Origin of the sequence: Dongia soli (assembly GCF_034044715.1) — a bacterium.
Classification (GTDB): domain Bacteria; phylum Pseudomonadota; class Alphaproteobacteria; order Dongiales; family Dongiaceae; genus Dongia_B; species Dongia_B soli.
The window spans coordinates 423555-448451 of record NZ_JAXCLW010000003.1; the positions used below are offsets into that span (position 1 = coordinate 423555).

The following is a 24897-nucleotide window of genomic DNA, read 5'->3' on the forward strand; positions in this document are numbered from 1 at the left end:
AAGGGCTTGGCGTTTTTGGGCGTTATTTGCCGGCCTTGCGCTCGGCAAGCTGCGCCAGGATCGCATGACGTTGATCGGGCGTCGAAATGATCCAGTCGCGAATTTCATCGACCGTCCGATAACAGCCGATACAATAGCCTGTCTTGTTGTCGATCTGGCAAACACTGATGCAAGGTGATGGCGGGCCGCTCATCAGCAACCGTCGCCGCTCTTCGCGCCGCTTCTCACGGTCTGCTCTCGACCGGGTCGCCGGCTCGGCTGCATCGCGCTTTTCGGCATCGCCTTCCATTGTCATCCGCTCTGTTCGCTCAACCTGGCCGAAGCCATATCCGACTGTTTCCGTCGCTGTAACGGTTTATTATCATAGCCTCGCCGGCCTGAACAGGCAGGCGGATATCGGATAGAGACGGGTGCCCATGACGCCGCAGCGATTGATCGGAACAACCCGCCTCGTCACCGGACTCATCCTGTTTGCTTATGTCTTGAGCCACGATCTCAATCACGCGTTGGGACTGATCTCGCTTTCCGCCCTGGAAACCGGGCGCCATATCTTTATCGCCTTCTGGCAATTCCCGCCAATCCGCTATGCCTTTTATCTCAGCATTCTGCTGCATATGCTGATCGCCTTGCGGGCGCTGTTCCTGCGCCGCAATCTGCGGATGCCGCCGGGCGATTTTTTCCAGCTCACCCTCGGCCTCGCTCTGCCCCCCTTGCTCGCCCTGCACGTGTTGGGGACGGCCGTCGCCAACCTGACCTTCGGTGTCGATCCCGATTATGAATATGTCGTCTGGTCGATCTGGGTGGCGCAACCCCATTACGGCCTGCTGCAGACAGCAGCATTGCTGGTGGCGTGGATTCACGGCTGTATCGGCTTGCGCAGTTGGCTGCATCTCAAAGACGGCTATGCAAGGTGGCGTGATGCGCTCTATGCCGCAGCGTTGATCGTGCCGATCCTCAGCCTGCTGGGTTTCGCTTCCGCCGGACGCGCCGTTGCCGAACTCGCTTCATCGCCTGGCTGGGTCAGCACCATGTTGGCGGCGGCGAAGCTGCCCGACGCTGCCGGCGTCGCCCGCTTATATGCCTGGCTCAATGCGGCGCTGATCGGCTACGTCATCGCGCTGGCATTAGTCCTCATCGCCCGCCTGCTACGTATTTGGCTGCGACGGCGCCGCGCCATTGAGATCCGTTATGCCGACGGCCATACGGTCACCGTTCAGCCCGGCACCACCGTTCTCGAAGCCAGCCGCATCGGCGGCGTGCCCCATGCGGCGGTGTGCGGCGGCCGCGGCCGTTGTTCCACCTGCAGGATCAAGGTCATCAGCGGCGCCGAACACCTGCCGCCGGCCAATGATGATGAGAGCAAATTGCTGGCACGGATCGGCGCGGCGCCGGGAACGCGTCTGGCCTGCCAGACCCGGCCGATCGGACCGGTGGCTGTCGCTCCGCTGTTGCCGCCGATGGCCGCCCCTCGTGCCGCTCTCGGCCATTCCGTGCAACATCACGGCCAGGAGCGCGAGATCGCCGTGCTTTTTGCCGATCTGCGCGGCTTTACCCGCTTTGCCGAACACCGGCTGCCTTATGATGTGGTGTTTCTCCTCAACCGCTATTTCCGTGCGATGGGCGAAGCCGTGAATGCCAGTGGCGGCCGGGTCGACAAATTCATCGGCGATGGCGTCATGGCGCTGTTCGGATTGACCGGAACACCCCAGGAAGCCTGCAGGCAGGCCGTCGACGCTGCCGCCCGCATGTCGATCAATCTCGACCAGCTAAATCTTCTCTTCGACCAAGATCTGAAGCAACCTTTGCGCATCGGCATCGGGATCCATGTGGGCACGGTCATTGTCGGCGAAATGGGCTTCGCCGGCGCGCAGGCGCTGACGGCGATCGGCGATACGGTCAACACGGCGAGCCGGCTGGAAAACGCGACCAAGGAATTCGATTGCCAGCTCCTGCTCTCTTCGGAGGTCGCCGCCTTGGCAGGATTGCGGCTCGACGATCTGACACCGCACGACATCCCTTTGCGTGGACGCAGTAAAAATGTCATGGCTTATGCCTTCGACGATGCGAGAACGCTTAAGGCCGAAGGGCTAAAGGGTAAAACGCCAAGGCCGGACGCTGCGCCCGGCCTTGCCCCAGTGGAATCTTCCTGAAGTCGTCGTTACGACTGACCGTGCGCCTTCTTATAATCGGCGACGGCTTCTTCCAGGTCTTCATATTCCTCGCAATCGCCACAGGCGCTTTTCAGCACCCGCAGACGCTCTTGCGCTTTCGGCAGGTCATTCATCTCGAGATAAAGTTCACCGAGATATTCGTTGGCGCCAAGATGGTTCGGCTCCAGCTTCAAGGCTTGCAGATAATAGTCCAAACCTTTTTGCTGATTGCCGGATTTGCGATAGGAGTAACCCAGAAGGTTGAGTGCGTCAGCGGAAGGTCCTTTCTCCTCGATGGTCTTCCGCAGCAGCGGAATAGCTTCGGCATATTCCTTGTCGTCAACCAGTTCCTTGGCCTGCTTATAGCGATCCGCCTGGCTGTTCGATGGGGTGCTGTCGCTGCCCATGGCGAAAGCCGCCGTCACCGGCAAGGCGGCGACCAGGGCCAGACTCAAAATAACCTGCTGAAATGGCATTTTCATGATCAATATCCTTGTCTTCAGTGTGCTGGCAGATTGGCGTCGATGGCGCTGATCAGCTTCGGGTCATCGGGCGTGACCTTGGAGGAGAAACCGCCGACCACATGGCCGTCCGGCGCGATCAGATACTTATAGAAGTTCCAGCGCGGCCGGCCATCGTCGCCGAGCTTCGCTTCCAGCCACTTATAGAGCGGATGCGCCTCAGAACCGGTGACAGCGACCTTTTCCGTCATCGGAAAATCGACGCTGTAATTGCGTTCGCAGAACTGCTGGATTTCGCTCGATGTGCCCGGTTCCTGCCCGCCGAAATCGTTGCTCGGCACGCCGAGAACAATCAGGCCTTTATCGCGATATTGCTGCCAGAGTTTTTCCAGGCCGGCATATTGCGGCGTGAAGCCGCATTTCGAAGCGACATTCACCACCAGCATCGCCTTGCCTTCATACTGTTTCAGGGGCAGGTCGCCGCCTTTAAGAGCTTTGAAATCGAACTCGAAAGCGCTGTTCATGGCTGCCACCGCCGGCGGAATGGGTTGCGTGGAAACGAGCCCCAGCACCAGGGGAATGCTTCGAAGGAGATGTTTAATCGTCATAACGCTCCTCTTCCCACGGATCGCCGTGATTGTGGTAGCCGCGTAATTCCCAGAAACCTGGCTTATCAAAAACAGCGAATTCAATTCGCTTCAGCCATTTGGCGCTTTTCCAGAAATACAGTTTCGGCAGGATGAGCCGCAGCGGTCCGCCATGTTCCAGGGTCAATTCCTCGTCCTGCCAATGGGTGGCCAGCAGCACATCCTCATCGGCGAATTCCGCCAAGGGTATGTTGGTGGTGTAGGTATCATAGCTGTGCAGGATGACATGTTGAGCATCCGGCCGCGGTTTCACGAGATCCAGCAAGTCGCGCACAAGAACACCGCGCCAGCGATTATCGTAACGTGACCAGGCCGTGACGCAATGAATGTCGCTGACCGATTGCGATTGCGGTAGGGCCTGGAACCCGGCCCAGTCCAGCTTCTGCGGGTTGGCAACGGCGCCATCGATCCAGAGTCGCCATTTGTCGCGCGGTATGTCCGGATGAACGCCAAGGTCCAGCACCGGCCAGTTCTGCACCAGGCGTTGGCCCGGCGGCAGGCGATCGGTTTCTCGATTGCCATTGTTCCCAGTCAGCAGTCGGCCTTCTGCCGCCCATTCCTGTTTGCGCCGGATCAGCTTGTCGCGCTTCCCTTGCTCGTCCTGATTTTCCAATCCGGATTCCCCGTCATTCGAAACTGTCACTAAGAAGACTCCGCGGTCGCTGTTCGTATTCCATGGAACACTACGCTTTAGCCCGACGCGTCGTCTCGGCGAAGAACGCGTCGTTCCGCGAGCTGCGGAAATACGTGTAAACGATAATACGTAAAATCAGGTAAAATGGCCCTTTTTCAGGCCGATCCTGTTCACAATCTCCTTTCTGACGCCTGGCCGTCAAAACCCGCGCATTTGCGACGTTTTATCGCGTCGTTTTTCGGCGATCCTCAGTCGCGGCAATAGCAGCCGGCCTGTCGGCTGAAGCCTAGTAATCCCATTTAGATGACATCGACCTTCATATTGCGGGTCGGGATCGGATCATGGCCGAAACAGCAGATCGCACATTGTTCATTGCCTGCGGGGCACTCGCCAGGGAAATTGTCGCCCTGAAGAAGGCCTATGGCTGGGATGATACAGTCGAGGTGACCTGCCTGCCGGCCATCTGGCACAATTATCCGAGCCGGATCCCGGCAGGGGTGAAGGCCAAGATCCAGGCCGGCAAACGGAAGTTCGGCCGCATTTTCGTGCTATATGGGGATTGCGGCACCGGCGGCGAATTGGACAAGGTACTGGCCGAAGAAGGTGTCGAGCGGATCGATGGACCGCATTGTTACGAGTTCTTCACGGGCAGTGTCGATTTCAACAAGCTGATGGATGACGAGCCGGGCTCGTTCTTCCTGACGGATTACATGGTCCGCCATTTTGATCGGCTGATCTGGCAGGGATTGGCGCTGGACCGCCATCCGGAATTGCGCGATGCCTATTTCGGCAATTACCGGCGGCTGGTCTATCTGGCGCAGATTGATGATCCGCGCTTGCTGGAGAAGGCCAAGGTTGCCGCTGAACGGTTGGGGCTGGAATTCATGCACCGCCGGACCGGCTATGGGGACTTGGCGACATTCATGGCGGCGAAGGCCAGCAATTAAGCGGACCGCGGCAAGAGGGATGAGAGGGAGAATTATGGCGAGTTTGACCATCGTTTATTGGCGGGACATACCCGCCCAGGTCATCGTCAAGAAAGGTCGCGACACGGCCAAGATCCAATTGACCGAGCGCTTCGAGAAAGCGATCGATCGTGCGGCCATGCGTGCCCATCTGCGGGATACAGATTCGTATCTGGCGGAATGGCGTCGCGGCACGCCGGTGGATGTCAGCGACGACCTTCAAGCCGAGGCCGATAAGAAGGCCGCGGAACTGGAAGCGGCCTATCCGGATGACCGGTTGAAGGTTCTTGTCGAAGCTGGCGGCCTCGATGCCGCCAAGGCCGAGGGTTAAGCGCCATGTATGCCGTTCGTCTCTGGTCGGTGCGCCACGCGCGGGGCCTGAACCTGTTTTACAAGACCTTCGAGAAGGCGCTGATCGCGCTTCATCCGCTGTGGAACAAGATCGGCTACGACAAGCTCGAGAAACCCTTCGAAGTGACTGAAAAGGCGGTGAAAGGCTTCCTCTTCGATTGTCAGATGTGCGGTCAATGCGCGCTGTCCTCCACCGGCATGTCCTGCCCGATGAACTGCCCGAAGAATCTGCGCAACGGGCCCTGCGGCGGTGTCCGCCCCAATGGTCATTGCGAAGTGAAGCCGGAAATGAAATGCGTCTGGGTGCAGGCCTGGGCCGGCGCTGAGCGCATGGCGGCCGGCCGGCCCGTGAAGGCCGGCGCCGATGCCATCGTCGATGTGCAGAAGCCGGTCGACAACAGCATCAAGGGCAAGTCCTCCTGGCTGCGCGTCATCCGCATGACCAAGCAGATTGGTGAATTTGCGCCGAAGCCGCCGAAGAAGCCCGCTGCCAAACCGGCAGCGCCGGCCGCTTCATCCGAGACCGCGAAGACTGAAGGGAAAGCGGCATGAACCAGGATTTGCCGCCGCATTGGGATCCCGGCGCACCGCTGCCGCATAAGCCCGGTCATTCTTCCCAGGGTCGCTTGGAACGTGTATTGCGCTCCGGCCGCTTTGCCGTCACGGCCGAACTCAACCCGCCCGATTCCGCCGACCCGCGTGACGTCTATGAGCGCGCCTTGGTGCTGTCGGAGGTCTGCGACGCGATCAATGCGACCGACGCTTCGGGCGCCAATGTGCATATGTCCTCCGTCGGCATCTGCTCGCTGCTGACCCGCGCCGGCTATGCCGTGATCATGCAGATCTCCTGCCGCGACCGGAATCGCATCGCGATCCAAGGCGACGTGCTCGGCGCCTCCGCCATGGGCGTGCAGAACATCCTCTGCCTGACCGGCGACGGCGTGCAGGCCGGCGACCAGCCGCAGGCCAAGCCCGTCTTCGACTTCGATTCGACCTCGCTGCTGGAATGCATTCGCGGTATGCGCGACAAGGGGCAGTTCCTGTCGGGCCGGAAGCTTACCACGCCGCCCCGCGTCTTCCTGGGCGCCGCCGCCAATCCCTTCGCACCGCCTTATGAATATCGCGGCGTTCATATCGCCAAGAAGATTAATGCCGGGGCGCAGTTCATCCAGACCCAGTATTGCTACGACGTGCCGTTGCTGAAGAGCTTCATGGCCCAGGTTCGCGAACAGGGGCTGCATGAAAAGGCATTTTTCCTGGTCGGGGTCGGTCCGCTGCCATCGGCCAAGACCGCGCGCTGGATGCGCAGCAATGTGCCGGGCGTACATATTCCCGATGCCGTGATCGAGCGGATCGAGAAGGCCAAGGATCAGAAGGCTGAAGGCAAGCAGCTTTGCATCGACCTCATCCAGGAAATCAGTGAGATCGAAGGCGTTGCCGGCGTACATGTCATGGCCTACCGCCTGGAAGAATATGTCAGCGAGATCATCCAGGCCTCGGGCATCATGAAGAATCGCCAGCCGCGCCGTGCGCCGCGCCCGGCTCCGGAGACCGAGCCGGCTGGGGCTGCAAACGAGTCCATTACGGCCGCTTAAACCGTTACAGAAACACCACGTTATTTCGTCTGAAAGGAAGACCCATGACCGATACCGTCGTCAGCTCGGCCACCAAGGAAGTCGTGATCGGCTTCGATCGCCCCTTCTGCGTCATCGGCGAGCGCATCAATCCGACCGGCCGCAAATTGCTGGCTGCGGAAATGGCGGCGGGCGACTATAGCCGCGTCAAGGCCGACGCCCTGGCCCAGGTCGAGGCCGGCGCGCATATGCTCGACGTCAATGCTGGCATCCCCCTCGCCGACGAGCCGAAGATCCTGGCCGAGGCAATCCAGCTGGTGCAGTCCCTGACCGATACGCCGCTCTCGATCGACAGCTCGATCGTTGCCGCGCTGGAAGCCGGCCTTGCTGTCTACAAGGGCAAGGCTCTGGTCAATTCCGTGACCGGCGAAGAGGAGCGCCTGGAAGTCGTGCTGCCGTTGGTGAAGAAATATGGTGCCGCCGTCGTCGCCATCTCCAATGACGAGACCGGCATTTCGGAAGACCCCGATGTGCGCTTCGAAGTGGCAAAGAAGATCGTTCACCGCGCCGCCGATTACGGCATCCATCATTCCGATATCGTGGTCGATCCGCTGGTCATGCCGGTCGGCGCGCTCGGCCAGGCCGGCCGGGCCGCCTTCAGCCTGATCCGCCGCCTGCGCGAGGAGCTGAAGGTCAACACCACTTGCGGCGCGTCGAATATCAGCTTCGGCCTGCCCAACCGCCACGGCCTCAACCAGGCGTTCCTTTCCATGGCGATCGGCGCAGGCATGACCAGCGCCATCATGAACCCGCTGCATATGGAAGAGATGACCGGTATTTGGGGTGCCGATGTCATGATGGGCCATGACGCCCATTGCGCCTATTGGATCAAGCGTTTCCGTGAGCCGGCGCCGGAAGGTGAAGCGGCCGGTGGCCGTGGCCGCCGTGAAGGCCGTCGTCGTGGCGGCGGTGCGGCTGGCGGCGGCGCAGCCGGCAGTGAAACCGTCAGCGTCTAAACAGGACCGACAACTACCCTCTCCCGGAACGCCGGGAGAGGGTTTAGATTGCCCGACCACACAACCCCCCGACCACCCAGCCCGCCGATCGGCGGGTGCTGCCATTCTGGCGGCAGGCGGATAAGCCTTCACAGCGTAGATGCGAGAGCAGATCGTGGACGAGACAGTGACGACCGAGACGACACACCCCAACGGCAATGGCGGCAATGGCGGCGAAGATGCCTTGCTGGTCTTCATGCCCTCGGGTCGACGCGGCCGCTTTCCGCTCGGCACGCCGGTGCTCCAGGCGGCCCGGCAGCTCGGTGTCGATATCGATTCCGTTTGCGGCGGTCGCGGCATTTGCGGGCGCTGTCAGGTCGTTGTCTCGGAAGGTGAATTCGCCAAGCTCGGCGTCACCTCGAAAGGCGACCATCTCAGTGATTTCAGCGCTGTCGAACAGCGTTACGGCGACAAGCGCGGCATGAAGCCGGGCCGCCGGCTTTCCTGCCAGGCCCATCTGCTCGGCGATCTCGTCATCGACGTGCCGGCCGACAGCCAGGTTCACAAGCAGGTTGTTCGCAAGCGCGCCGAGATGCGCGACATCACCTTGGATCCGGTGGTGCGGCTCTATTATGTCGAGGTGCACGAACCCGACATGCACGATCCGACCGGGGATCTGCAGCGCTTGGAAAAGGCCCTGACGGAACAATGGAATCTGCCGAAGCTCGATACTGATCTGCGGGTCATCCAGGGATTGCAGGAAGCTTTGCGCAAGGGCGGCTGGAAAGTCACCGTCGCCGTGCATATGGGCAAGCAGATCACCGCCGTCTGGCCGGGCTTCCATGACAAGGCCTATGGCCTCGCCGTCGATATCGGCTCGACGACCATCGCCGGCCATCTCTGCGATCTTTCCACCGGCGAGGTTGTCGCCTCTTCGGGCCTGATGAATCCGCAGATCCGCTTCGGCGAGGACCTGATGAGCCGCGTCTCCTATGTGATGATGAATCCGGGCGGTGAACAGGAGATGACCAAGGCAGTTCGCGAAGCTCTCAACGATCTTTGCGAAGCAGTCGCCAAGGAAGCCAAATGCACGGTGCGCGACATTCTCGAATGCACCTTCGTCGGCAATCCGATCATGCATCATTTGCTGCTCGGCATTAATCCCATCGAGCTTGGTGGCGCGCCCTTTGCACTGGCGACCGACGGGCCGACGATGTTCTGGGCGACCGAGATCGACCTCAAGGTCCATCCCAACGCCCGTATCTATGTGTTGCCCTGCATCGCCGGCCATGTCGGCGCCGATACGGCCGGCGTCATTCTCAGCGAGACGCCGCATGAATCAGATGAGATGACGTTGATTGTCGATGTCGGCACCAATGCGGAAATCGTGCTGGGCGACAAGAACCGGCTGCTGGCCGCCTCCTCGCCGACCGGTCCGGCTTTCGAAGGGGCGCAGATTTCCTGTGGCCAGCGTGCCGCGCCGGGTGCCATCGAACGGGTGCGGATCGACCGCAATACCCTCGAACCGCGCTTCAAGGTGATCGGCTGCGACCTCTGGTCGGATCACCCGGATTTTGCCAAGGAAACCGATGCGATCGGCGTTACCGGCATTTGCGGTTCCGGCATCATCGAATGCCTCGCGGAAATGTTCCTCGCCGGTGTCATCACCCAGGACGGCGTCATTGACGGCGCGATGGCTGCGACCTCGCCCCGCATCGAAGCCGATGGCCGTACCTTCTCCTATTTGCTGCATGACGGTTCGCCGCAGCTCAAGATCACCCAAAACGACGTGCGCGCCATCCAGCTGGCCAAGGCGGCGCTTTATGCCGGCGCTCGCCTGCTCATGGACCGCATGGGCATCGACAGGGTCGACCGCATCACGCTGGCCGGCGCCTTCGGCAGCCATATCGACGTCAAATACGCCATGGTGCTCGGCATGATCCCCGATTGCGATCTCGCCAAGGTGACCAGCGCCGGCAATGCCGCCGGCACCGGCGCCCGCATCGCCTTGCTGAACCGCTCCGCCCGCGACGAAATCGCCCGGGTGGTGAAGCAGGTCGAGAAAGTCGAAACCGCCGTCGAGCCGAAATTCCAGGAGCATTTCGTCGGCGCCATGGCCCTGCCCCACAAGACGGCGCCCTATCCGCATCTCGCCAAGGCGGTCAATCTGCCGGAACCGAAAGTGGCGGCGATGGGCGGCGACGACGAGACCGGCGGTCGCCGGCGGCGGCGGCGCGGCTAAGCCGCTTTAGGCTGCAGGGCGGTGAGATAGCGTTCGATGGCGATAATATCGCCTTCGGCCGCAGCCACCGCCACATAGCCATCGGGCCGCAGCAGCCATAACCCGTTTTCTGCTGATGCGATGACATCAGGATGCAGCAAGGTCGGAAAGCGTTCGGCAAGCCGCGTCATCGCCATTGGCGCGATCCGTCCGGCAAGATGGAAGCGTGGCTGCCGCTTGATCGTTGTACTGCTCCAGGCCGGATAGCGATATCCGACTTTCGGCTCCTGTGCCGAACCGTTCAACCCATATCCATTCAGTGGGCTGCGGCGATATCGTACCGTCAGACCCGCCAATTGCCGCGCCAGAAAGCGTTGGACCAGTCGTCGTTCCATGATCGCCGACGCGATGCGGTTACGGAGGAATTGCGCGACGGGATGGCGTAGCAGGCCGAGCCAGGTCATGCGGCCCGCCACCCGCAGCGTGCGCTCGCCGACATCGCTGCGCTCCGGGTGATAGCTCTCCAGCAACAATCTGCTATCGGCGTCGCCGCGGCAGATCATCGCCAGCTTCCAGGCCAAGTTCGCGGCATCCTGCATGCCGGTATTCATTCCCTGTCCACCGGCGGGGCTGTGAACATGGGCGGCATCTCCGGCAAGAAATACGCGCTTGCTGCGATAGCTGCGCACCTGCCGTTCATGGACCTGGAATGTGCCGTGCCAATAGGCGGTGGTCGCCTTGAGTCCGTTGGGGCCACGGCGTTCGATCAATTCCTGTATCTGGGCCAAGGTCATGTTGTCGCCCTGTCGCTCTTCAACCACTGAGCCAAGATTGGCGGCGAGGCGAAACAGATTGTCGGGACCAATGGGAAACAGCGCAAGAATGCCATCGCTGTGGAAATAGAGCGCCGGTTCGCCGGAAGGTGTGCGCAAGCCCGTCAAACGAAGATCCGCCATCAACCATTCGGTGGGGAAGCTTCGACCACCGAAGGACTGACCGATGAGATCTCGCACGGTGCTGCGTGTACCGTCACAGCCGATCACCCAATCCACCGGGAACTTTTCCTGATTGCCATCGCCATGCCGCAAGGTGACGTCAACGCTGCCTTCATTCTGTTGCAGCGAGAGCAGCTCGGTCGGTCGCTCGATCTGAACACCGAAGGTATCTAGATGTTCTCGCAGCAAGCGTTCCGTCTCGCTCTGCGGCAACATCAAAGCATAGGGAAACGGACTGGCCAGCAGCGAGAAATCGACCTGAACCGCTTGTTCAGTAGCATCGATCAGATGCGCTGCTCTCGCGGCGATGCCGGCCTGAATGAAGCTCTCGGCACAACCCATGCCATCGAGCATCTCGAGCGTTCGGCTCCAGACCACCACGGCCTTCGACTTGTCCGTCGGCTGCGGCGCCTTATCGATGATGCGGAGACCGACGCCATACCGCGCCAGTTCCGCCGCCATGGTGAGACCGACCGGACCGGCGCCAACGACGAGAACCTGCGGCCGCATCCTCATGCTCTGTCCCGGAGGGTGTCCCCTCCTCAAGAGCTGAGGAGGGGTCGTTGAAGGTGTGATTACGCCCGCACCAGCGGCTTGTATTTGATGCGGTGCGGCTGATCGGCATCGGTGCCGAGGCGACGATGCTTGTCGGCTTCATAATCCTGGTAATTGCCTTCGAACCATTCGACATGGCTATCGCCCTCGAAGGCCAGGATATGGGTCGCGATACGATCGAGAAACCAGCGGTCGTGGCTGATGATGACGGCGCAACCGGCGAAGTTGTCCAGTGCCTCTTCCAAGGCCCGCAATGTATCGACGTCGAGATCATTGGTCGGCTCGTCGAGCAGCAGGACATTGGCGCCGGATTTTAGCATCTTGGCAAGATGCACCCGGTTGCGTTCACCGCCCGAGAGCAGGCCGACCTTCTTCTGCTGGTCGGCGCCCTTGAAGTTGAAATTGCCGACATAGGCGCGGCTCGGCATCTTGGTCTTGCCAAGCTCGATTTCATCGAGGCCGTCGGAGATTTCCTGCCACACCGTCTTGTTGGCATCGAGGCTGTCGCGCGACTGATCGACATAGCCGAGCACCACCGTATCGCCAACCTTGAACGTGCCTGAATCCGGCTGTTCCTGGCCGGTGATCATGCGGAACAAGGTTGTCTTGCCGGCACCGTTCGGACCGATGACGCCGACAATGCCGCCGGGCGGCAGGCGGAAGGAAAGATCTTCGATCAGGAGGCGGTCGCCGAAGCCCTTGTTCAGGTTCTCCGCCTCGATCACCACATTGCCAAGACGGGGACCGGCGGGAATGGTGATCTGGGCAGTACCCATCGTCTTTTCATTGCTCTGCGCCAGCAGGCTTTCATACGCACTGATACGGGCCTTGGACTTGGCTTGGCGCGCCTTGGGCGATTGCCGGATCCAGTCCAATTCGCGCTCCAGCGATTTCTGCCGCGCGGTCTCAGTCTTCTCTTCCTGTTCGAGCCGCTTCTGCTTCTGTTCGAGCCAACCGGAGTAATTGCCTTCGAAGGGGAAGCCTTGGCCGCGATCCAGTTCCAGAATCCAGCCGGCAACATTGTCGAGGAAGTAGCGGTCATGCGTGACCGCAACGACGGTGCCTTTGTAATCCTCCAGGAAGCGCTCCAGCCAGGCCACGGATTCAGCATCGAGATGGTTGGTCGGTTCGTCGAGCAGCAGCATATCCGGATTGGAAAGCAGCAGGCGGCAGAGTGCCACCCGGCGCTTTTCACCGCCGCTGAGCTTCGTCACATCTGCATCACCCGGCGGGCAGCGCAGGGCATCCATCGCGATCTCGACCTTGCGCTGCAAATCCCAGGCATCGGCGGCATCGATCTTCTCCTGCAGCTCCGCCTGGCGCGACAGCAAGACATCGAAATCGGCATTCTCATCGCCCATGGCGAGCGAGACCTGTTCGAATTCTTCCAGCAGCGCCTTGGTCGGGCCGACGCCTTCCATGACATTGCCCAGCACATCCTTGTCCGGATCGAGCTGCGGCTCCTGCGGCAGATAGCCGACGCTGGCGCCTTCCGCCGCCCAGGCCTCGCCGCTGAAATCCTTGTCGATGCCGGCCATGATCTTCATCAGCGTGGACTTACCGGCACCGTTGCCGCCCAGCACGCCAATCTTCGCGCCGGGCAGGAAGCTCAGCCAAATATTATCCAGCACCTTGCGGCCGCCCGGATAAACCTTGGTCAGGCCTTTCATGACATAGATGTACTGATACGCGGCCATCTGGCACTCCAACTTCCTGATTTAGGGGATTGCTGAGGTTTTTAGCCCAGGGCAGGCCGCAGGAAAAGCCCCGATTGCCGGCACTTTCGAAGGGAAAGGCCCGTCCGGCAAGCCGAACGGGCCTTCTGACAATCCGCTGACGCCGTTTGTTACCAGACGTCGATCCGATGGTCCTTGGTCTCGCGGATGAAGACGACCCCCACGATGAAGGTGATCACGGCGATGATGATCGGATACCAGAGGCCGTAATAAATATTGCCTCTCGCCGCGACCAGAGCGAAGGAGATTGCCGGCAGGAAGCCGCCGAACCAGCCATTGCCGATGTGATAAGGCAGCGACATGGATGTGTAGCGGATCCGCGTGGGGAACAATTCCACCAGCATCGCGGCGATCGGACCGTAGACCATGGTGACATAGAGCACCAGAATCACGAGCAGCAACGTCGTCACGACGTAATTAATCTGGTCGGGATCGGCCTTTTCGGGGTAGCCGGCGGCCTGGATCGAGGCGGTCATTTCCACGGTGAAAGCTTTGGTCTTGGCCGCCAGATCCTCTTTCGGCAGGCCTTCGCCCTCGAAGCTCTGAACGACTTTGTCACCGATTCTAACGCTCGCTACCGTGCCAGCCGGCGCGGCCTCGTTCCCGTAGTTCACGGAAGCTTTCGCCAGGAAGCTTTTGGCGATATCGCAGGAGGTGAGGAATTTCGAAGTCCCCACCGGATTGAACTGGAACGAGCAGGTCGCCGGATCGGCCACCACTGTTACCGGTGCGTTCGCGAGGGCCGCTTCCAAGGCCGGGTTGGTGAAGTGGGTAATCCCTTTGAAGATCGGGAAATACGTCACCGCCGCCAAGAGGCAGCCCGCCATAATGATGCGTTTGCGGCCGATCCGGTCGCTGAGCCAGCCGAAGACCAGGAAGAATGGCGTACCGATGAGCAAAGCGACAGCGATCAGGATATTCGCCGTTGCCGCATCGACCTTCAGCGTCTGGGTCAGGAAGAACAGCGCATAGAACTGCCCCGTATACCAGACGACTGCTTGTCCCATGGTCAGGCCGAACAGCGCCAGCAAGACAATCTTCAGATTGTCCCAGCGCGCAAAGGATTCCGTAAGAGGCGCAGAGGAGCCTTTGCCCTCGGCCTTCATGCGCCGGAAGGTCGGCGATTCACTTAGCCGCATCCGGATCCAGACCGAGATCGCCAAGAGGAGCACCGAGACCAGGAACGGGATGCGCCAGCCCCAGGCGCCAAAGGCTTCTTCGCCCATCGAGGTCCGCACGATCAGGATCACGATCAGCGACAGGAACAGGCCCACTGTGGCCGTGGTCTGAATCCAGCTTGTGTGATAGCCGCGTTTGCCGTGCGGTGCATGCTCGGCCACATAGGTTGCCGCACCGCCATATTCGCCGCCGAGGGCCAGGCCCTGCAGGAGGCGGAGACCGATCAGGATGACCGGCGCCAGGATGCCGATGCTGGCATAGTTGGGGAGCAAGCCGATGAGGAAGGTCGACAGGCCCATGATCAGGATGGTGATGAGGAAGGTGTATTTACGGCCGACGAGATCGCCGAGCCGACCGAAGACGAGTGCGCCGAATGGACGTACGGCAAAGCCGGCCGCGAAAGCTAATAGGGTAAAGATGAAGCCAGCTGTCGGATTGACCGCGGAGAAGAACTGCTTGTTGATGATGGTTGCCAGGGAGCCGAAGAGATAGAAGTCATACCATTCGAATACTGTCCCCAGTGAAGACGCGAACACCACGGTTCGCAGCTCGCTTTTGGTCGGTTCGCGAATTGCCGCTAAGCTTGCATTGGCCAAGAGTACCTCCCGATTAAATTTGACGCATCGATGGGCCGCTCCTTTGCGGAGCCATTACCGACGACCGGTCGGTCCTGCCCGTTCGTGTCGGTCGAATCGACCGGCTTCTCCCCTCTCCACACCGCAAGTAAGCTATCATCTTGCTATTTCCGCGGCAAACTGTCGCAGGAAAATATGCCAGTGGAGGTGATCGCCATGCGCCATCGGAACGCGCCAATGAAGGCCCGGAAATGCGACCTTAAATTGTGCTTTACATCACAAGGCGGTCAGCGAGCCCTGCCGAGAAGCTTGGCAGTTCGCCCAAGAACCCGCACTATGGCCCGCGCTTAACCATACGTGCTAGCACAATCGGGTTCGATAATTGGCAAAGACTCCTCCTCCAATGGTAGCAACAGAGAGGTCAGCAAGTGCCGGCCGGTCCCCGCATGATCCGTTGGACTTCGCCGCCGCGCTTAGCCGCTCCTTCGCGGCGACTCGGGATGTCGATGCCACGATCCGCCATGCCCTGACCCACATCGTCGAGCTGATGCAAGTGGAGGCCGGGGCAATTTTTCTGACCGACGAAACTGGCGGCAATCTGATCTGTCGGGCGAGCGCAGGCCCGGTGAATATCGACGGGCTGGTGGTTCCCCAGGGCCACGGAATCGTGGGGCGGTCAGTTGCGGACGATGTCGTGCTCGTCGTCGAGAATGCCTATGACAACGAGGCCTTCTATGCCGAAGCAGATAAGCGTACCGGCTTCATCACGCGCTCCATCCTTTGCGCCCCGATGACTGTCGGCTCCAACCGGATCGGTGCCGTTGAGGTTTTAAACAAGTATGACGGCCAGCCTTTTGACGACGCCGACCAGAACATGCTGAAGGTGGTCGCGAGCTCGGCGGGGCTTGCGATCTCCAATGCGCGCCTGGCCGCCAAACTGGTGGAGCAGGAACGCCTCAAGCGGGAACTGGAACTGGCCGCCGCGATTCAACGCAGTCTGCTGCCGCCGGCGGATGACACGCTGCCCATCGCGGGGATCAATCGGCCGATGCGCGAAGTGTCCGGGGACTTCTATGACTTCTTCCAGACGCCGGACGGCATCATCGCCTTTTGTCTTGGCGATGTGTCCGGCAAGGGCATGAATGCTGCTTTGCTGATGGCAAAGACAGCCAGCCTTTTCCGCTGCCTCGGCAAGACCATGCATGATCCGGCACGCTTGGCCGGCGTGCTTAATCGGGAAATCTGCGACACCGCCAGTCTTGGCATGTTCGTCACCATGGTCATCGGCATCTACGACCCGGCGACCGGCATGCTGAATTTCACCAATGCCGGCCATATGCCCCCGCTCCTTCGACGCGCCGATGGGGTTACCGAAACTTTCGCCGCCGAGGCGCCGCCCTTAGGCATCCTGCGCGAAGCCAGATACGCGACCCAGAACCTGCCGCTCGATCGCGGCCAGTTTTTCCTTTACTCCGACGGCCTCACCGAATTTCCCGCCGGTTATGATGAATTGGGCATCGACGGCCTCGACCGGATACTCGCCAAACAAACCGATACCCGGCTGGCCGACCGATTGGCGGCGGTGCTGCAGGAACTGGATGAAACGGGCGGTCAGGCGCGCGACGATCTGACCTTGCTTGCCATAGATGACCGCTTGGCCGCCCATGCCAACGGCCGCCAGATGACGGCAGCTTTCGAAGACGGGGAATTTCTGGTGGGATTCACCCTGATTTCCAACCCCAACCGTCTGAGAATCCTACGTCCCGCTTTGCTGGCCGCCGCGACGGCCTGCGGTTTCGAGACGGAAGATGCGCATGATTTCGTGCTCGGCGCCGTCGAAGCGGTTGAGAACATCATGATTCACGCCTATGGCGGCGGGAAAACCGGCGAGATCACGCTGGCAATGCATCGTTTGCCCGATGGCATTATGCTGCGGATTCGAGACTTCGCACCCCGGGTCGATCCGGCTAAGATACAGCCTCGGCTCTTGGAAGATGTGCGTCCCGGGGGGTTGGGCACGCATTTCATCCGTACCGTCATGGATGATGCAAGCTTCATTCCGATGCCTGAAGGCGAAGGAAATCTGCTGGAGCTGGTGAAACGCAGGCGGACCGGACAGGAATAGGGGATGGGGACGTAGCATATGCCGGTAGATCAAATTAGCGAGGCGAATAGTCGCATCGTCATCGCACTCAGGGGTGAGATCGATCTTGAAACCGCGCCGGCGGTTCGCAAAGCGCTGCTCGACAATCTGAAGGGCGGCAAGGATCTGCTGATCGATCTTGCCCAGGTGAGCTATATCGATTCATCAGGCATCGCCAGCCTGGTGGAGAGTTTGCAGCTCGCGCGCAAACAGGGCCATGACGTCGCTTTGGTCGCGGTCAGCCCGCGCGCGCTCCGGGTGCTGGAATTGGCCCGGCTCGACAAAGTCTTCACCATCCATGCCGATCTCGCTTCGGCCCTGGCGGTGAACGACAAGACTGCGCAGCAGTAAGCCAACAGAATGACAGCCGTCGCGCGCTTCTTCGAAACCATCGGCCGACGCACGGTCCAGAGCCTGGACGAAGTCGGCTACGGCGCCAGCCTGCTGGGCGAGAGCCTGTTCTGGCTGGCGATGGGCCGGCGCTACCGTCAGCCGGTTCGTGTCGAAGCCACCATGCTCGCCATGCTCAGTTTCGGTGTAAGCGCGCTGCCCATCGCCACTTTGCTCTCCGGCACGATCGGATTGATGCTGGCGATCCAGAGCCTCTATTCCCTTGGTCTCTTCGGCGCAGAAAGCTTCGCCTATATCGGCATCGCTTTCGGGGTGGTACGGGAATTCTCGCCGATCATCATGGGCATCCTGATCGCCGGCCGATCCGGCTCCGCAATCGCCGCGCGCCTCGCCACCATGACCATCAATCAGGAAATCGATGCGCTCCAGGTGATTGGCATCAATCCCGTGCGTTTCCTCGTATCGCCGGTGCTCATTGCTTTGGTGATCACCGTGCCCTGTCTTGCGATGTGGGCCAATCTCGTATCGATCACCTGCGCGGGGCTCTATGTTTCCGCCGCGCTCGACATCTCCTTCATGGCCTATATCCGCGACACGATGAGTGTCCTGACCACGCATGATATCTGGCACGGGATCGGCAAGTCGGCCCTGTTCGGCGTGTTGATTGCCCTGGTCGGGGTGATCAATGGCGCTGGCGTCACCGGCGGCGCCGAAGGCGTCGGTCAGGTCACCACACGCGCCGTCGTGCAGTCGATCACCTTGATTGTGCTTGCCGACATGATCTTTGCCTATATCTCGACCCATTGACCGCCATGAGCGAGCAACCCGCACCATCCCATCAACAAACAGCCGTGCCGCCTGGTGAACATGTCGTCTGTCGCCCCAGCGAAGCGGAACTCGCCGCCCGGCCCAAGGTGATCGAAGTCGATCATCTCGATTGGTCTTACGGCAAGCGGCAAGTCCTCTTCGATATCTCGCTCGATGTGCGCCAAGGCGAGATCATGATGATCATGGGGGGCAGCGGCAGCGGCAAGAGCACGCTGTTGCGCCATCTGGTTGGTCTGATGCCGCCCTTGCCGGGCAAGGTCAAATTACTGGGCAAGGATTTCGGCACCCTGAAGCCGATGGAGAAACTGGATCTGCGCCGCAAGATCGGCGTCGCCTTCCAGTTCGGCGCTCTCTTCAGCTCGATGAATGTCGCCGAGAATGTCAAGCTGCCGCTGCGGGAGCTGACCAAGCTGAACGAAAAAACCATGGACATCATGGCGCGCATAAAACTGGAGGTCGTCAATCTCTCCGGTTTCGGCGATCTGATGCCGGCGGCGCTTTCCGGCGGCATGGTGAAGCGTGCCTCGATCGCCCGTGCCATTATCATGGATCCGAAGCTGCTGTTTCTCGATGAGCCCTCCTCGGGCCTCGATCCGGCGGTTTCCTCGGCGCTTGACGATCTCATCCTGCGGCTCCGCGAGGCGATGGATATTTCCGTCGTCATCGTCACCCATGACATCGACAGTGCTTTCAAGATCGGCGATCGTATCACCATCCTGGACAAGGGCCGCATCCTGGCGAGCGAACGGGTGGAGACGATCCGCAACAACAAGAATGAACGCGTGCAACATCTGCTCAACCGCCAGGCGGAAGAGATCGAGGTCGATCCGACCGAATATCTCAAGCGTCTGACGGGTGGTTGAGAACCGACCAGCGGAGCGACGAGAGAACGTCATATGCGTAGTCATTTTCTGAATTATACCGCTGTCGGGCTGTTCGTCTCCGCCATGGTGATCGCACTGATTGTCGTGGTGCTGATGCTGAGCGGCCGCAGTGGTCCGACGGATCGTTACTCGATCGTTTTCGACAATGTCAGCGATATGAAATACGGCACGGTGGTGCGCTATGAGGGATATACGATCGGCGAAGTCAACAAGATCGAGCCAGAGCGTTCGGACAACCGCTACCACTTTCGCGTCTTCGTCGATGTGAAAAAGGGCTGGCAGATCCCGGCCGATTCAGTCGCGCGCATTGCCGCGTCAAGCTTCCTCGCCGCCAAGACGATCGAGATTGCCGGCGGCAGGGCGCCGGAAGTGATCCAGCCAGGGGGCGAAATCCCCGGAGGATCGCCAGCCGATATATTCACGCTGATGAGTTCCGTCGCCGCCGAGATCGGCGATCTTAGCAATTCCTCGCTGAAGCCGATGCTGGCGAAGATCAGCGATACGATCGACCGGATCGGCATGGCCACTGAAGGCAATCTCAATCAGCTCTTTGGCTCGCTCAATAGCATCGCGAAATCGGTGCAGGACAAGACACCGCAGATCGCCAATGATATCGCTAGGCTGACTGCGCAATTGAACACCGAAATGGGCCAGATCGACAAAATCCTTTCCGACGGCAATGTTGCGACAATCCAGCGTTCCCTCGGCCATGTCGAGGATGCCTCCGCCAATGCCGCGGCGGCCACCAAAGATCTGAAAACGCTGTCGCAGAAAGCCAGGGCCTTGGCGGATCAGTTGAACAATCTGGTGCAGGGCAATACGCGGAATGTCGACAGATCCGTGGCAGATCTCGCTTATATCCTGCGGACGCTGTCGCAAAATATCGATGCCATTACGCATAATCTGGAAGGAAGCACGCGCAATATGAACGAGTTCAGCCGTCTGATCCGGCAGAATCCTGGCCTACTTCTTTCCGGTGGCAGCCCATCTCCAGATCGCGGCCTGACACCGGTTCCGGATCAGTCCAAGGATCAGTGATATGAAGCCGGGAATGCCGCGCCACCTTCTGATCCTGTCGGTCCTCACCCTCGTCGGCTGCGCCGCACCTGAGGTGCCGAAGGAACAGTATTTCCGCCTGATCGCCACACCTGCCGAGACACCTGTCGCAAAACCCCTGAAGGGCATCGTCGAAGTTCCGCCCTTCGATGCAGAAGGCGTCCTGGCAGAAAGGCCTTTGTTGTTCACCGCCGATGGGGGCCGCAAGCTGGAGCAGCGCAATTACGCCTATTGGACCAATTCGCCGCCGCAAATGCTGCGCGATCAACTGGTCACCTATCTGCGCAGCGCTCAGATTGCAAAAGAGGTGGTGCCGAGCGAGCTGCGGGTCGATGCGAAATATGTGGTGAGAGGAAAGCTACGGCGCCTGGAGCAAACCGCCAATCCCGATGGCGGCGTCATCGAGATTGAGGTCGCTCTGCTTGATGAAGACACGAACCGCCTTATTGCCAGCAAGGTCTTCCTTGCCAAAGAGCCGGCGACCAGCGGCGATATCGATGATGCGGTAGCGGCGCTCAATACCGGAATGAACCAGATATTCCGCGAGATCGCCGGCATGATCAGCCGGCCTCACTCGTGAACTGGTGCAATTGATGAGCTGTTGAATTAAGCATTACTTGGCCACGGGCAAGGCAATTCGTGGCCGAAATGGCCCCTGCTCCCCGAGACACTTACCCCGCTTTCAGGCATAAATCGGCCAAATTCTCTAAATTTGCGAATATGTTGACCAAACTCCACCAGATATTTTCTCTTGCGGGCTCGCTCTCCTTTTCTCCTCCTGATACCCTTTTCGTGTAATGACCGTTTATACGGTTTTCCGTATAAATGACCGTTTGCTGAAAAAAGTACAGAAGATGGTGAGCACGTAACTAATGCTCGCAGAGGATCCGCGTGTGTGATGGCGCCTTCGATAAAACGCCTTAAGGAAATTGAGTCCGAGCTTGGCACTCTAGTCCACTGGGAAAAGCGCCCATGGGTAAAGATCGGGATCCAATTGAATGCTGCACATGATTGGCAGGGGTGGGAGCAAAATGAGCGGTCCTTCTCGGCGTGGCTCGCCGATATCGCGGAAAAATTGGAATTAAACCCCAGCAACCTGTGGCGATATTACAGTGCAATTCGCTGGTATAATGAGACACTCGAAAATGAACATTGGGACGGCACCAAGCTACCACCTGCTATTTCTCTTTCGAATACAACAAGCCCAGAAAATATAGAATTGCTGGCGAAACTCCAAAGGGTGCTTCCTGATAGAGAATTTAAAGAACTAGCATCGAAGGTTGTTTTTGGAAAAGTTTCACGCTCGGCAATGAGAGAGGTCTGGGAGATCTATCGCCCGGCCCTTCAGGGAAAAACGGCACGCGGGCGTTCCTCCAGCGCACCGCGGATCGACGTCGAAAATCCGACACAGATGGATGCTAAATGGAGAGCGGATTTCGTGGCCCTCATTCAGCACGAGGCTTCTTGGACCGGTGCGTCGGATCCCTCTCTATATAAGGTGATCCCCGCAGTATCGTTTTACGCGGAGGAAGGGCCAAAAATCGAATTCGACGCCGTTGTTCTTCTTCAAAGGTCCCCAAAAACGCCTCTGGAGTTTCACGGAGTAAAAATTCTTCCGCCATCTTCGCGTATTCCCAAACGCACAGCGGCACTTCTCGGCCAAAAGTGCGATTTCATATGGTTCGTCTCGTCCGATCCCGATATGTCGCAAGGCCCGGATTCCACTTCAGGTATTCTCATTGTTGTTGAGGCTAAGGTCCAAGTGGCGCAGCAACCACAAAATTCATCCACGACCCCCAACCATTCCGCAGAACTGGCTCGCACCATCCTTCAACAAGTGTTCTAATTTTGATGATTTACTCTAGCCCGCTAGAGTATAATTGTCCTGCCGAGTCGGAGGAAGACGCCATGTTAGATGACCAAGCGGTCGAGAGGCTTATGGCCGATCTAGAACTACCAGATCGCGGTAGAGAATTAGTTCGGCATGCACGTTCGAAAAGCCCCGTGCGACAGGTCCGCTCTACGCTGAGTAATTCAGTGATTTCCCAATACAGCCAGAAAATGGGCGGCCGGCATCTTGAGCTTGAAAGCAGAACGGTAGAGTCAGCGGCAGCGACCATTTATGAAACCGATGCCGCCTGCCTGGAGTACTGGCCTCAACCATTTCAAGCCGAACTCATTCTTTGCGACACCGATGGACGACGGATCGGTCGGACGCGCCACATCCCCGATTTCATGATCATAACGAAAACACGTATTCTGGTTGTTGAGTGGCGAGAAGAATCTCGACTTATCAAGTACTCGCTGAAAGGCAAACAGTATTCTAAGGATGAAAACGGCCGTTGGCATTATCGTGCAGCCGAAGAATACTTCGGCGGCACCGGTCTGACTTATGAGCTGCATAGTGCCAACGAGCTGTCACGCAACTACGTCCTGAATGCGCGCTTTCTCGAGGAGTATCGATCCGACAGAGCTCCAAAACTCGATCTGGCTGTCAGTCGTACCTTGTCGGAACTCCTTATTGCCCACGGTGCGATACCATTCGTCGAACTCATTCAAAAGCACGGATTTACGGCCGATCAGATTTTTCTGGGTCTTACTAGCGGCATCGGAGCGGTCGATCTTAATGCCGACCGCCTGGACGCAACCGCCGATCTTATAATCTTTAGAGACGCTTCCCTGTGCCGCGTTCATCATATAATCCATGCGCGGGGGGAAGAATCTTTGCCGTTGCCGAGTGTCGCCAAACTGACGCAGGGGACGAGCCTAAACATCGGCTCACAAGCCTACACCGTCATTTCAACGTGTGAGAACGGCATCACACTGCAAGACTCACGAGGCGAACTCTCCTTTTTGTCCATGGAACACGTTGACGCTCTGCATCAGAGTCAGGATATAACTTCGATTGTAAACCCAAAAGGAGAGCAATCGCAGATCAGATATGTCTCGCAGCTTTCCCAAGAACAGCTTGAAAGAGCTTTAGCTCGGTACCACGCTCTGGGTGGCTCTGGCCGCTCCGCAAGAAGGTGGAGAAAGCGCGTCGCTGGCCTTTCAACTCTAGCTGAGAAACTAATCGCCCTATCGGATAGAATTGACGAACGCGGCAATCGGACTTGCCGCATCTCATCACTCTCGCTAGAAGCCGCAGATAGATGCGTTCAACGACTTTACAATACCAAGGAAGGTCGCACTGCGTTCGCTGTTTGGGAAGTATACGAAAACGAGTGCCTTCAACAAAATATCGACGCCATGTCGTATGCCACCTTTTGTAACCGACTTAAAGATACTGGTTCGATAGAGATCCGAGAAGGCAAACGAAAGGCATATCAGGTAAATCCAATTCCATTGGTATTTGATTATCGTTTTCCGGTGGATGGGGTTCGACCACACGAGGTTTGCTACATCGATCATACTATATGGAGTATTGCGACAATCAGCCCCGGCGGGTTAGATCTCGGGAAGCCGACTTTGACGCTTGCAACAGACGGTCACGTCACGAAGATGCGTGCGTTCTATCTCTCTTATGATCCGCCATCAGCAGCCGTTGTCCTAATGGTTCTCAGAGACTATTGCCGACGTAATGGTCGGCTTCCGACACCTTTGGCCAAGCGGTTGTATTGGTTGGAGGGAACCATGAGCCATATGGGGACAGTCTTTACGCTGCAATCGCTGACAGCCGAAAAACCGCTGAGCGCGCCTGTAAGAACCGGCAAGCACCAGTCCATTTCCTAGAGCGGGAAGTGTGTGAACTCCGAAGCCGCGACGGTGTGCCAGTTCGGGTCATAGGTGCTACGCTGTGGACTGACTTTTCCCCCTTTGGCGAGCAGCGCGCCTTGGCTGATATGGAGCGTGCTTGGCGCGACATGAATGACTATGTGCGAATAAAGATTCGCGATCCATTCAGTGGCGAAAAGATCCGTCTGACGCCCCAGAATACCTCAGACTTCCATCTGGCCAGCCGGCGCTTCATCGAAGCGGAACTTGCAAGGAAGTTCAACGGATACACAATCATCTTGACCCATCACGCGCCGTCTGGCCAAAGCTTACCGAGCTTTCGTCAGGAAGATCCTCATGCCGCGGCCTATGCGTCGTCTCTAGAAGATCTAATAGAGGCATTTCAGCCGCACCTTTGGGCTCATGGGCACGTCCATAGTTCGGCCGACTATACGATCGGGAGTACGCGAGTAGTGTGTAATCCTAGAGGCTATGTCCCAGATTACTCCAATCGAGCCTTCAATTCTGAATTAGTTGTGGAGCTAAAGTGATCTTCCACAGGGACGGAACGCGGCGCCTGCGACAATTTATGCCGAATTCCACGGGAACCGTCATTCAAGACCTGAAGCATAAAGTGTCGTTCCCCACAGTTTACTTTCATTCCACAGCAATTAATGGCCAAAATCTCCTTAAGGCATAACGTGGCCAAGTGGCCAACTTATGCCCGATTCCACATGAGCAGACGTTCGAAATCATGGAGGAAGTGGTGGGCCCGGAGGGACTTGAACCCCCGACAACACCGTTATGAGCGGCGCGTTCTAACCAACTGAACTACAGGCCCAACCGGGCACCGATACCGGCGCCAGCCATCTTGCGACAGGCA

At 58.8% G+C, this 24897-nt stretch carries 23 protein-coding genes and 1 tRNA gene; 16 read left to right on the plus strand and 8 right to left on the minus strand.

The window, feature by feature from the left end:
• Positions 1–22 precede the first annotated feature (22 nt).
• On the minus strand, positions 23–289 hold the full coding sequence (locus SMD27_RS14095) for a DUF1289 domain-containing protein (RefSeq protein WP_320509040.1): 267 nt from the start codon (positions 287–289) through the stop codon (positions 23–25).
• A gap of 127 nt (positions 290–416) precedes the next feature.
• On the opposite strand from SMD27_RS14095, the gene SMD27_RS14100 reads away from it, so the two are divergent.
• Entirely contained in the window at positions 417–2150 is a 1734-nt protein-coding gene (locus SMD27_RS14100) for an adenylate/guanylate cyclase domain-containing protein (protein ID WP_320509041.1), read from the plus strand.
• Between the two features lie 8 nt (positions 2151–2158).
• Here SMD27_RS14100 and SMD27_RS14105 read toward each other — a convergent pair whose 3' ends face one another.
• From SMD27_RS14105 to SMD27_RS14115, 3 genes are read right to left on the minus strand one after another with little or no spacing between them, the layout of a single operon-like run.
• Complete coding sequence (locus tag SMD27_RS14105) at positions 2159–2632, minus strand: tetratricopeptide repeat protein (protein WP_320509042.1); 474 nt, start codon at positions 2630–2632, stop codon at positions 2159–2161.
• A 17-nt stretch (positions 2633–2649) separates the two neighbouring features.
• Positions 2650–3219 (minus strand): glutathione peroxidase, encoded by a 570-nt coding sequence (locus SMD27_RS14110; RefSeq protein ID WP_320509043.1) that lies wholly within the window; start codon positions 3217–3219, stop codon positions 2650–2652.
• Positions 3209–3901 (minus strand): sulfite oxidase-like oxidoreductase, encoded by a 693-nt coding sequence (locus SMD27_RS14115; RefSeq protein WP_320509044.1) that lies wholly within the window; start codon positions 3899–3901, stop codon positions 3209–3211. The genes SMD27_RS14110 and SMD27_RS14115 overlap by 11 nt, the downstream gene beginning before the upstream one ends.
• A gap of 332 nt (positions 3902–4233) precedes the next feature.
• Between SMD27_RS14115 and SMD27_RS14120 the strand changes: the two genes are divergently transcribed.
• From SMD27_RS14120 to SMD27_RS14145, 6 genes are all read left to right on the plus strand, one after another.
• A complete protein-coding gene (locus SMD27_RS14120; protein ID WP_320509045.1) occupies positions 4234–4839 on the plus strand; it encodes a DUF1638 domain-containing protein in 606 nt (201 codons plus the stop codon).
• 34 nt (positions 4840–4873) lie between these two features.
• Complete coding sequence (locus SMD27_RS14125) at positions 4874–5188, plus strand: virulence factor (RefSeq protein WP_320509046.1); 315 nt, start codon at positions 4874–4876, stop codon at positions 5186–5188.
• 5 nt (positions 5189–5193) lie between these two features.
• Positions 5194–5760: a methylenetetrahydrofolate reductase C-terminal domain-containing protein gene (locus tag SMD27_RS14130; RefSeq protein ID WP_320509047.1), complete on the plus strand. Its 567-nt coding sequence runs from the start codon at positions 5194–5196 to the stop codon at positions 5758–5760.
• Positions 5757–6803, plus strand: a complete 1047-nt coding sequence (locus SMD27_RS14135) for a methylenetetrahydrofolate reductase (protein WP_320509048.1) — start codon at positions 5757–5759, stop codon at positions 6801–6803. The genes SMD27_RS14130 and SMD27_RS14135 overlap by 4 nt, the downstream gene beginning before the upstream one ends.
• Before the next feature lie 44 nt (positions 6804–6847).
• Positions 6848–7798, plus strand: a complete 951-nt coding sequence (locus SMD27_RS14140; protein ID WP_320509049.1) for a methyltetrahydrofolate cobalamin methyltransferase — start codon at positions 6848–6850, stop codon at positions 7796–7798.
• 154 nt (positions 7799–7952) lie between these two features.
• Positions 7953–10019 (plus strand): ASKHA domain-containing protein, encoded by a 2067-nt coding sequence (locus tag SMD27_RS14145; protein WP_320509050.1) that lies wholly within the window; start codon positions 7953–7955, stop codon positions 10017–10019.
• On the opposite strand, the gene SMD27_RS14150 is transcribed toward SMD27_RS14145, so the two are convergent.
• The 3 genes from SMD27_RS14150 to SMD27_RS14160 all read right to left on the minus strand — a co-directional run bounded on the left by SMD27_RS14150 (position 10016) and on the right by SMD27_RS14160 (position 15059).
• The gene (locus SMD27_RS14150) at positions 10016–11503 is read right to left on the minus strand and encodes an FAD-dependent monooxygenase (protein WP_320509051.1); all 1488 of its coding nucleotides are present in this window, start codon (positions 11501–11503) and stop codon (positions 10016–10018) included. The two genes, SMD27_RS14145 and SMD27_RS14150, sit on opposite strands and share 4 nt — an antisense overlap.
• A gap of 65 nt (positions 11504–11568) precedes the next feature.
• The gene (gene ettA / locus SMD27_RS14155; protein WP_320509052.1) at positions 11569–13245 is read right to left on the minus strand and encodes an energy-dependent translational throttle protein EttA; all 1677 of its coding nucleotides are present in this window, start codon (positions 13243–13245) and stop codon (positions 11569–11571) included.
• A gap of 149 nt (positions 13246–13394) precedes the next feature.
• Positions 13395–15059: an MFS transporter gene (locus SMD27_RS14160; RefSeq protein WP_320509053.1), complete on the minus strand. Its 1665-nt coding sequence runs from the start codon at positions 15057–15059 to the stop codon at positions 13395–13397.
• A 433-nt stretch (positions 15060–15492) separates the two neighbouring features.
• On the opposite strand from SMD27_RS14160, the gene SMD27_RS14165 reads away from it, so the two are divergent.
• The 9 genes from SMD27_RS14165 to SMD27_RS14205 all read left to right on the plus strand — a co-directional run bounded on the left by SMD27_RS14165 (position 15493) and on the right by SMD27_RS14205 (position 24565).
• A complete protein-coding gene (locus SMD27_RS14165) occupies positions 15493–17163 on the plus strand; it encodes an ATP-binding SpoIIE family protein phosphatase (protein ID WP_320509054.1) in 1671 nt (556 codons plus the stop codon).
• Between the two features lie 18 nt (positions 17164–17181).
• Complete coding sequence (locus SMD27_RS14170) at positions 17182–17532, plus strand: STAS domain-containing protein (protein ID WP_320509055.1); 351 nt, start codon at positions 17182–17184, stop codon at positions 17530–17532.
• 9 nt (positions 17533–17541) lie between these two features.
• A complete protein-coding gene (locus tag SMD27_RS14175; protein WP_320509056.1) occupies positions 17542–18339 on the plus strand; it encodes an MlaE family ABC transporter permease in 798 nt (265 codons plus the stop codon).
• A 5-nt stretch (positions 18340–18344) separates the two neighbouring features.
• The gene (locus tag SMD27_RS14180) at positions 18345–19223 is read left to right on the plus strand and encodes an ABC transporter ATP-binding protein (protein ID WP_320509057.1); all 879 of its coding nucleotides are present in this window, start codon (positions 18345–18347) and stop codon (positions 19221–19223) included.
• A gap of 33 nt (positions 19224–19256) precedes the next feature.
• Positions 19257–20282 (plus strand): MlaD family protein, encoded by a 1026-nt coding sequence (locus SMD27_RS14185; protein WP_320509058.1) that lies wholly within the window; start codon positions 19257–19259, stop codon positions 20280–20282.
• Positions 20283–20295: 13 nt separating this feature from the next.
• Entirely contained in the window at positions 20296–20880 is a 585-nt protein-coding gene (locus SMD27_RS14190) for an ABC-type transport auxiliary lipoprotein family protein (RefSeq protein ID WP_320509059.1), read from the plus strand.
• 315 nt (positions 20881–21195) lie between these two features.
• The gene (locus tag SMD27_RS14195) at positions 21196–22146 is read left to right on the plus strand and encodes a hypothetical protein (protein WP_320509060.1); all 951 of its coding nucleotides are present in this window, start codon (positions 21196–21198) and stop codon (positions 22144–22146) included.
• A gap of 62 nt (positions 22147–22208) precedes the next feature.
• Positions 22209–24032: a hypothetical protein gene (locus tag SMD27_RS14200; protein WP_320509061.1), complete on the plus strand. Its 1824-nt coding sequence runs from the start codon at positions 22209–22211 to the stop codon at positions 24030–24032.
• A gap of 101 nt (positions 24033–24133) precedes the next feature.
• On the plus strand, positions 24134–24565 hold the full coding sequence (locus SMD27_RS14205; protein WP_379990695.1) for a metallophosphoesterase family protein: 432 nt from the start codon (positions 24134–24136) through the stop codon (positions 24563–24565).
• A 213-nt stretch (positions 24566–24778) separates the two neighbouring features.
• Here SMD27_RS14205 and SMD27_RS14210 read toward each other — a convergent pair.
• Positions 24779–24855, minus strand: a tRNA-Ile gene (locus tag SMD27_RS14210).
• Positions 24856–24897: the final 42 nt, after the last annotated feature.

Excerpts from the sequence above, each read along its gene's own strand:
- SMD27_RS14095 (WP_320509040.1), bottom strand. The coding sequence starts at position 289 with ATGGAAGGCGATGCCGAAAAGCGCGATGCAGCCGAGCCGGCGACCCGG.
- SMD27_RS14100 (WP_320509041.1), top strand. The coding sequence starts at position 417 with ATGACGCCGCAGCGATTGATCGGAACAACCCGCCTCGTCACCGGACTC.
- SMD27_RS14105 (WP_320509042.1), bottom strand. The coding sequence starts at position 2,632 with ATGAAAATGCCATTTCAGCAGGTTATTTTGAGTCTGGCCCTGGTCGCC.
- SMD27_RS14110 (WP_320509043.1), bottom strand. The coding sequence starts at position 3,219 with ATGACGATTAAACATCTCCTTCGAAGCATTCCCCTGGTGCTGGGGCTC.
- SMD27_RS14120 (WP_320509045.1), top strand. The coding sequence starts at position 4,234 with ATGGCCGAAACAGCAGATCGCACATTGTTCATTGCCTGCGGGGCACTC.
- SMD27_RS14125 (WP_320509046.1), top strand. The coding sequence starts at position 4,874 with ATGGCGAGTTTGACCATCGTTTATTGGCGGGACATACCCGCCCAGGTC.
- SMD27_RS14130 (WP_320509047.1), top strand. The coding sequence starts at position 5,194 with ATGTATGCCGTTCGTCTCTGGTCGGTGCGCCACGCGCGGGGCCTGAAC.
- SMD27_RS14135 (WP_320509048.1), top strand. The coding sequence starts at position 5,757 with ATGAACCAGGATTTGCCGCCGCATTGGGATCCCGGCGCACCGCTGCCG.
- SMD27_RS14140 (WP_320509049.1), top strand. The coding sequence starts at position 6,848 with ATGACCGATACCGTCGTCAGCTCGGCCACCAAGGAAGTCGTGATCGGC.
- SMD27_RS14150 (WP_320509051.1), bottom strand. The coding sequence starts at position 11,503 with ATGCGGCCGCAGGTTCTCGTCGTTGGCGCCGGTCCGGTCGGTCTCACC.
- ettA (WP_320509052.1), bottom strand. The coding sequence starts at position 13,245 with ATGGCCGCGTATCAGTACATCTATGTCATGAAAGGCCTGACCAAGGTT.
- SMD27_RS14170 (WP_320509055.1), top strand. The coding sequence starts at position 17,182 with ATGCCGGTAGATCAAATTAGCGAGGCGAATAGTCGCATCGTCATCGCA.
- SMD27_RS14175 (WP_320509056.1), top strand. The coding sequence starts at position 17,542 with ATGACAGCCGTCGCGCGCTTCTTCGAAACCATCGGCCGACGCACGGTC.
- SMD27_RS14180 (WP_320509057.1), top strand. The coding sequence starts at position 18,345 with ATGAGCGAGCAACCCGCACCATCCCATCAACAAACAGCCGTGCCGCCT.
- SMD27_RS14185 (WP_320509058.1), top strand. The coding sequence starts at position 19,257 with ATGCGTAGTCATTTTCTGAATTATACCGCTGTCGGGCTGTTCGTCTCC.
- SMD27_RS14190 (WP_320509059.1), top strand. The coding sequence starts at position 20,296 with ATGCCGCGCCACCTTCTGATCCTGTCGGTCCTCACCCTCGTCGGCTGC.
- SMD27_RS14200 (WP_320509061.1), top strand. The coding sequence starts at position 22,209 with ATGTTAGATGACCAAGCGGTCGAGAGGCTTATGGCCGATCTAGAACTA.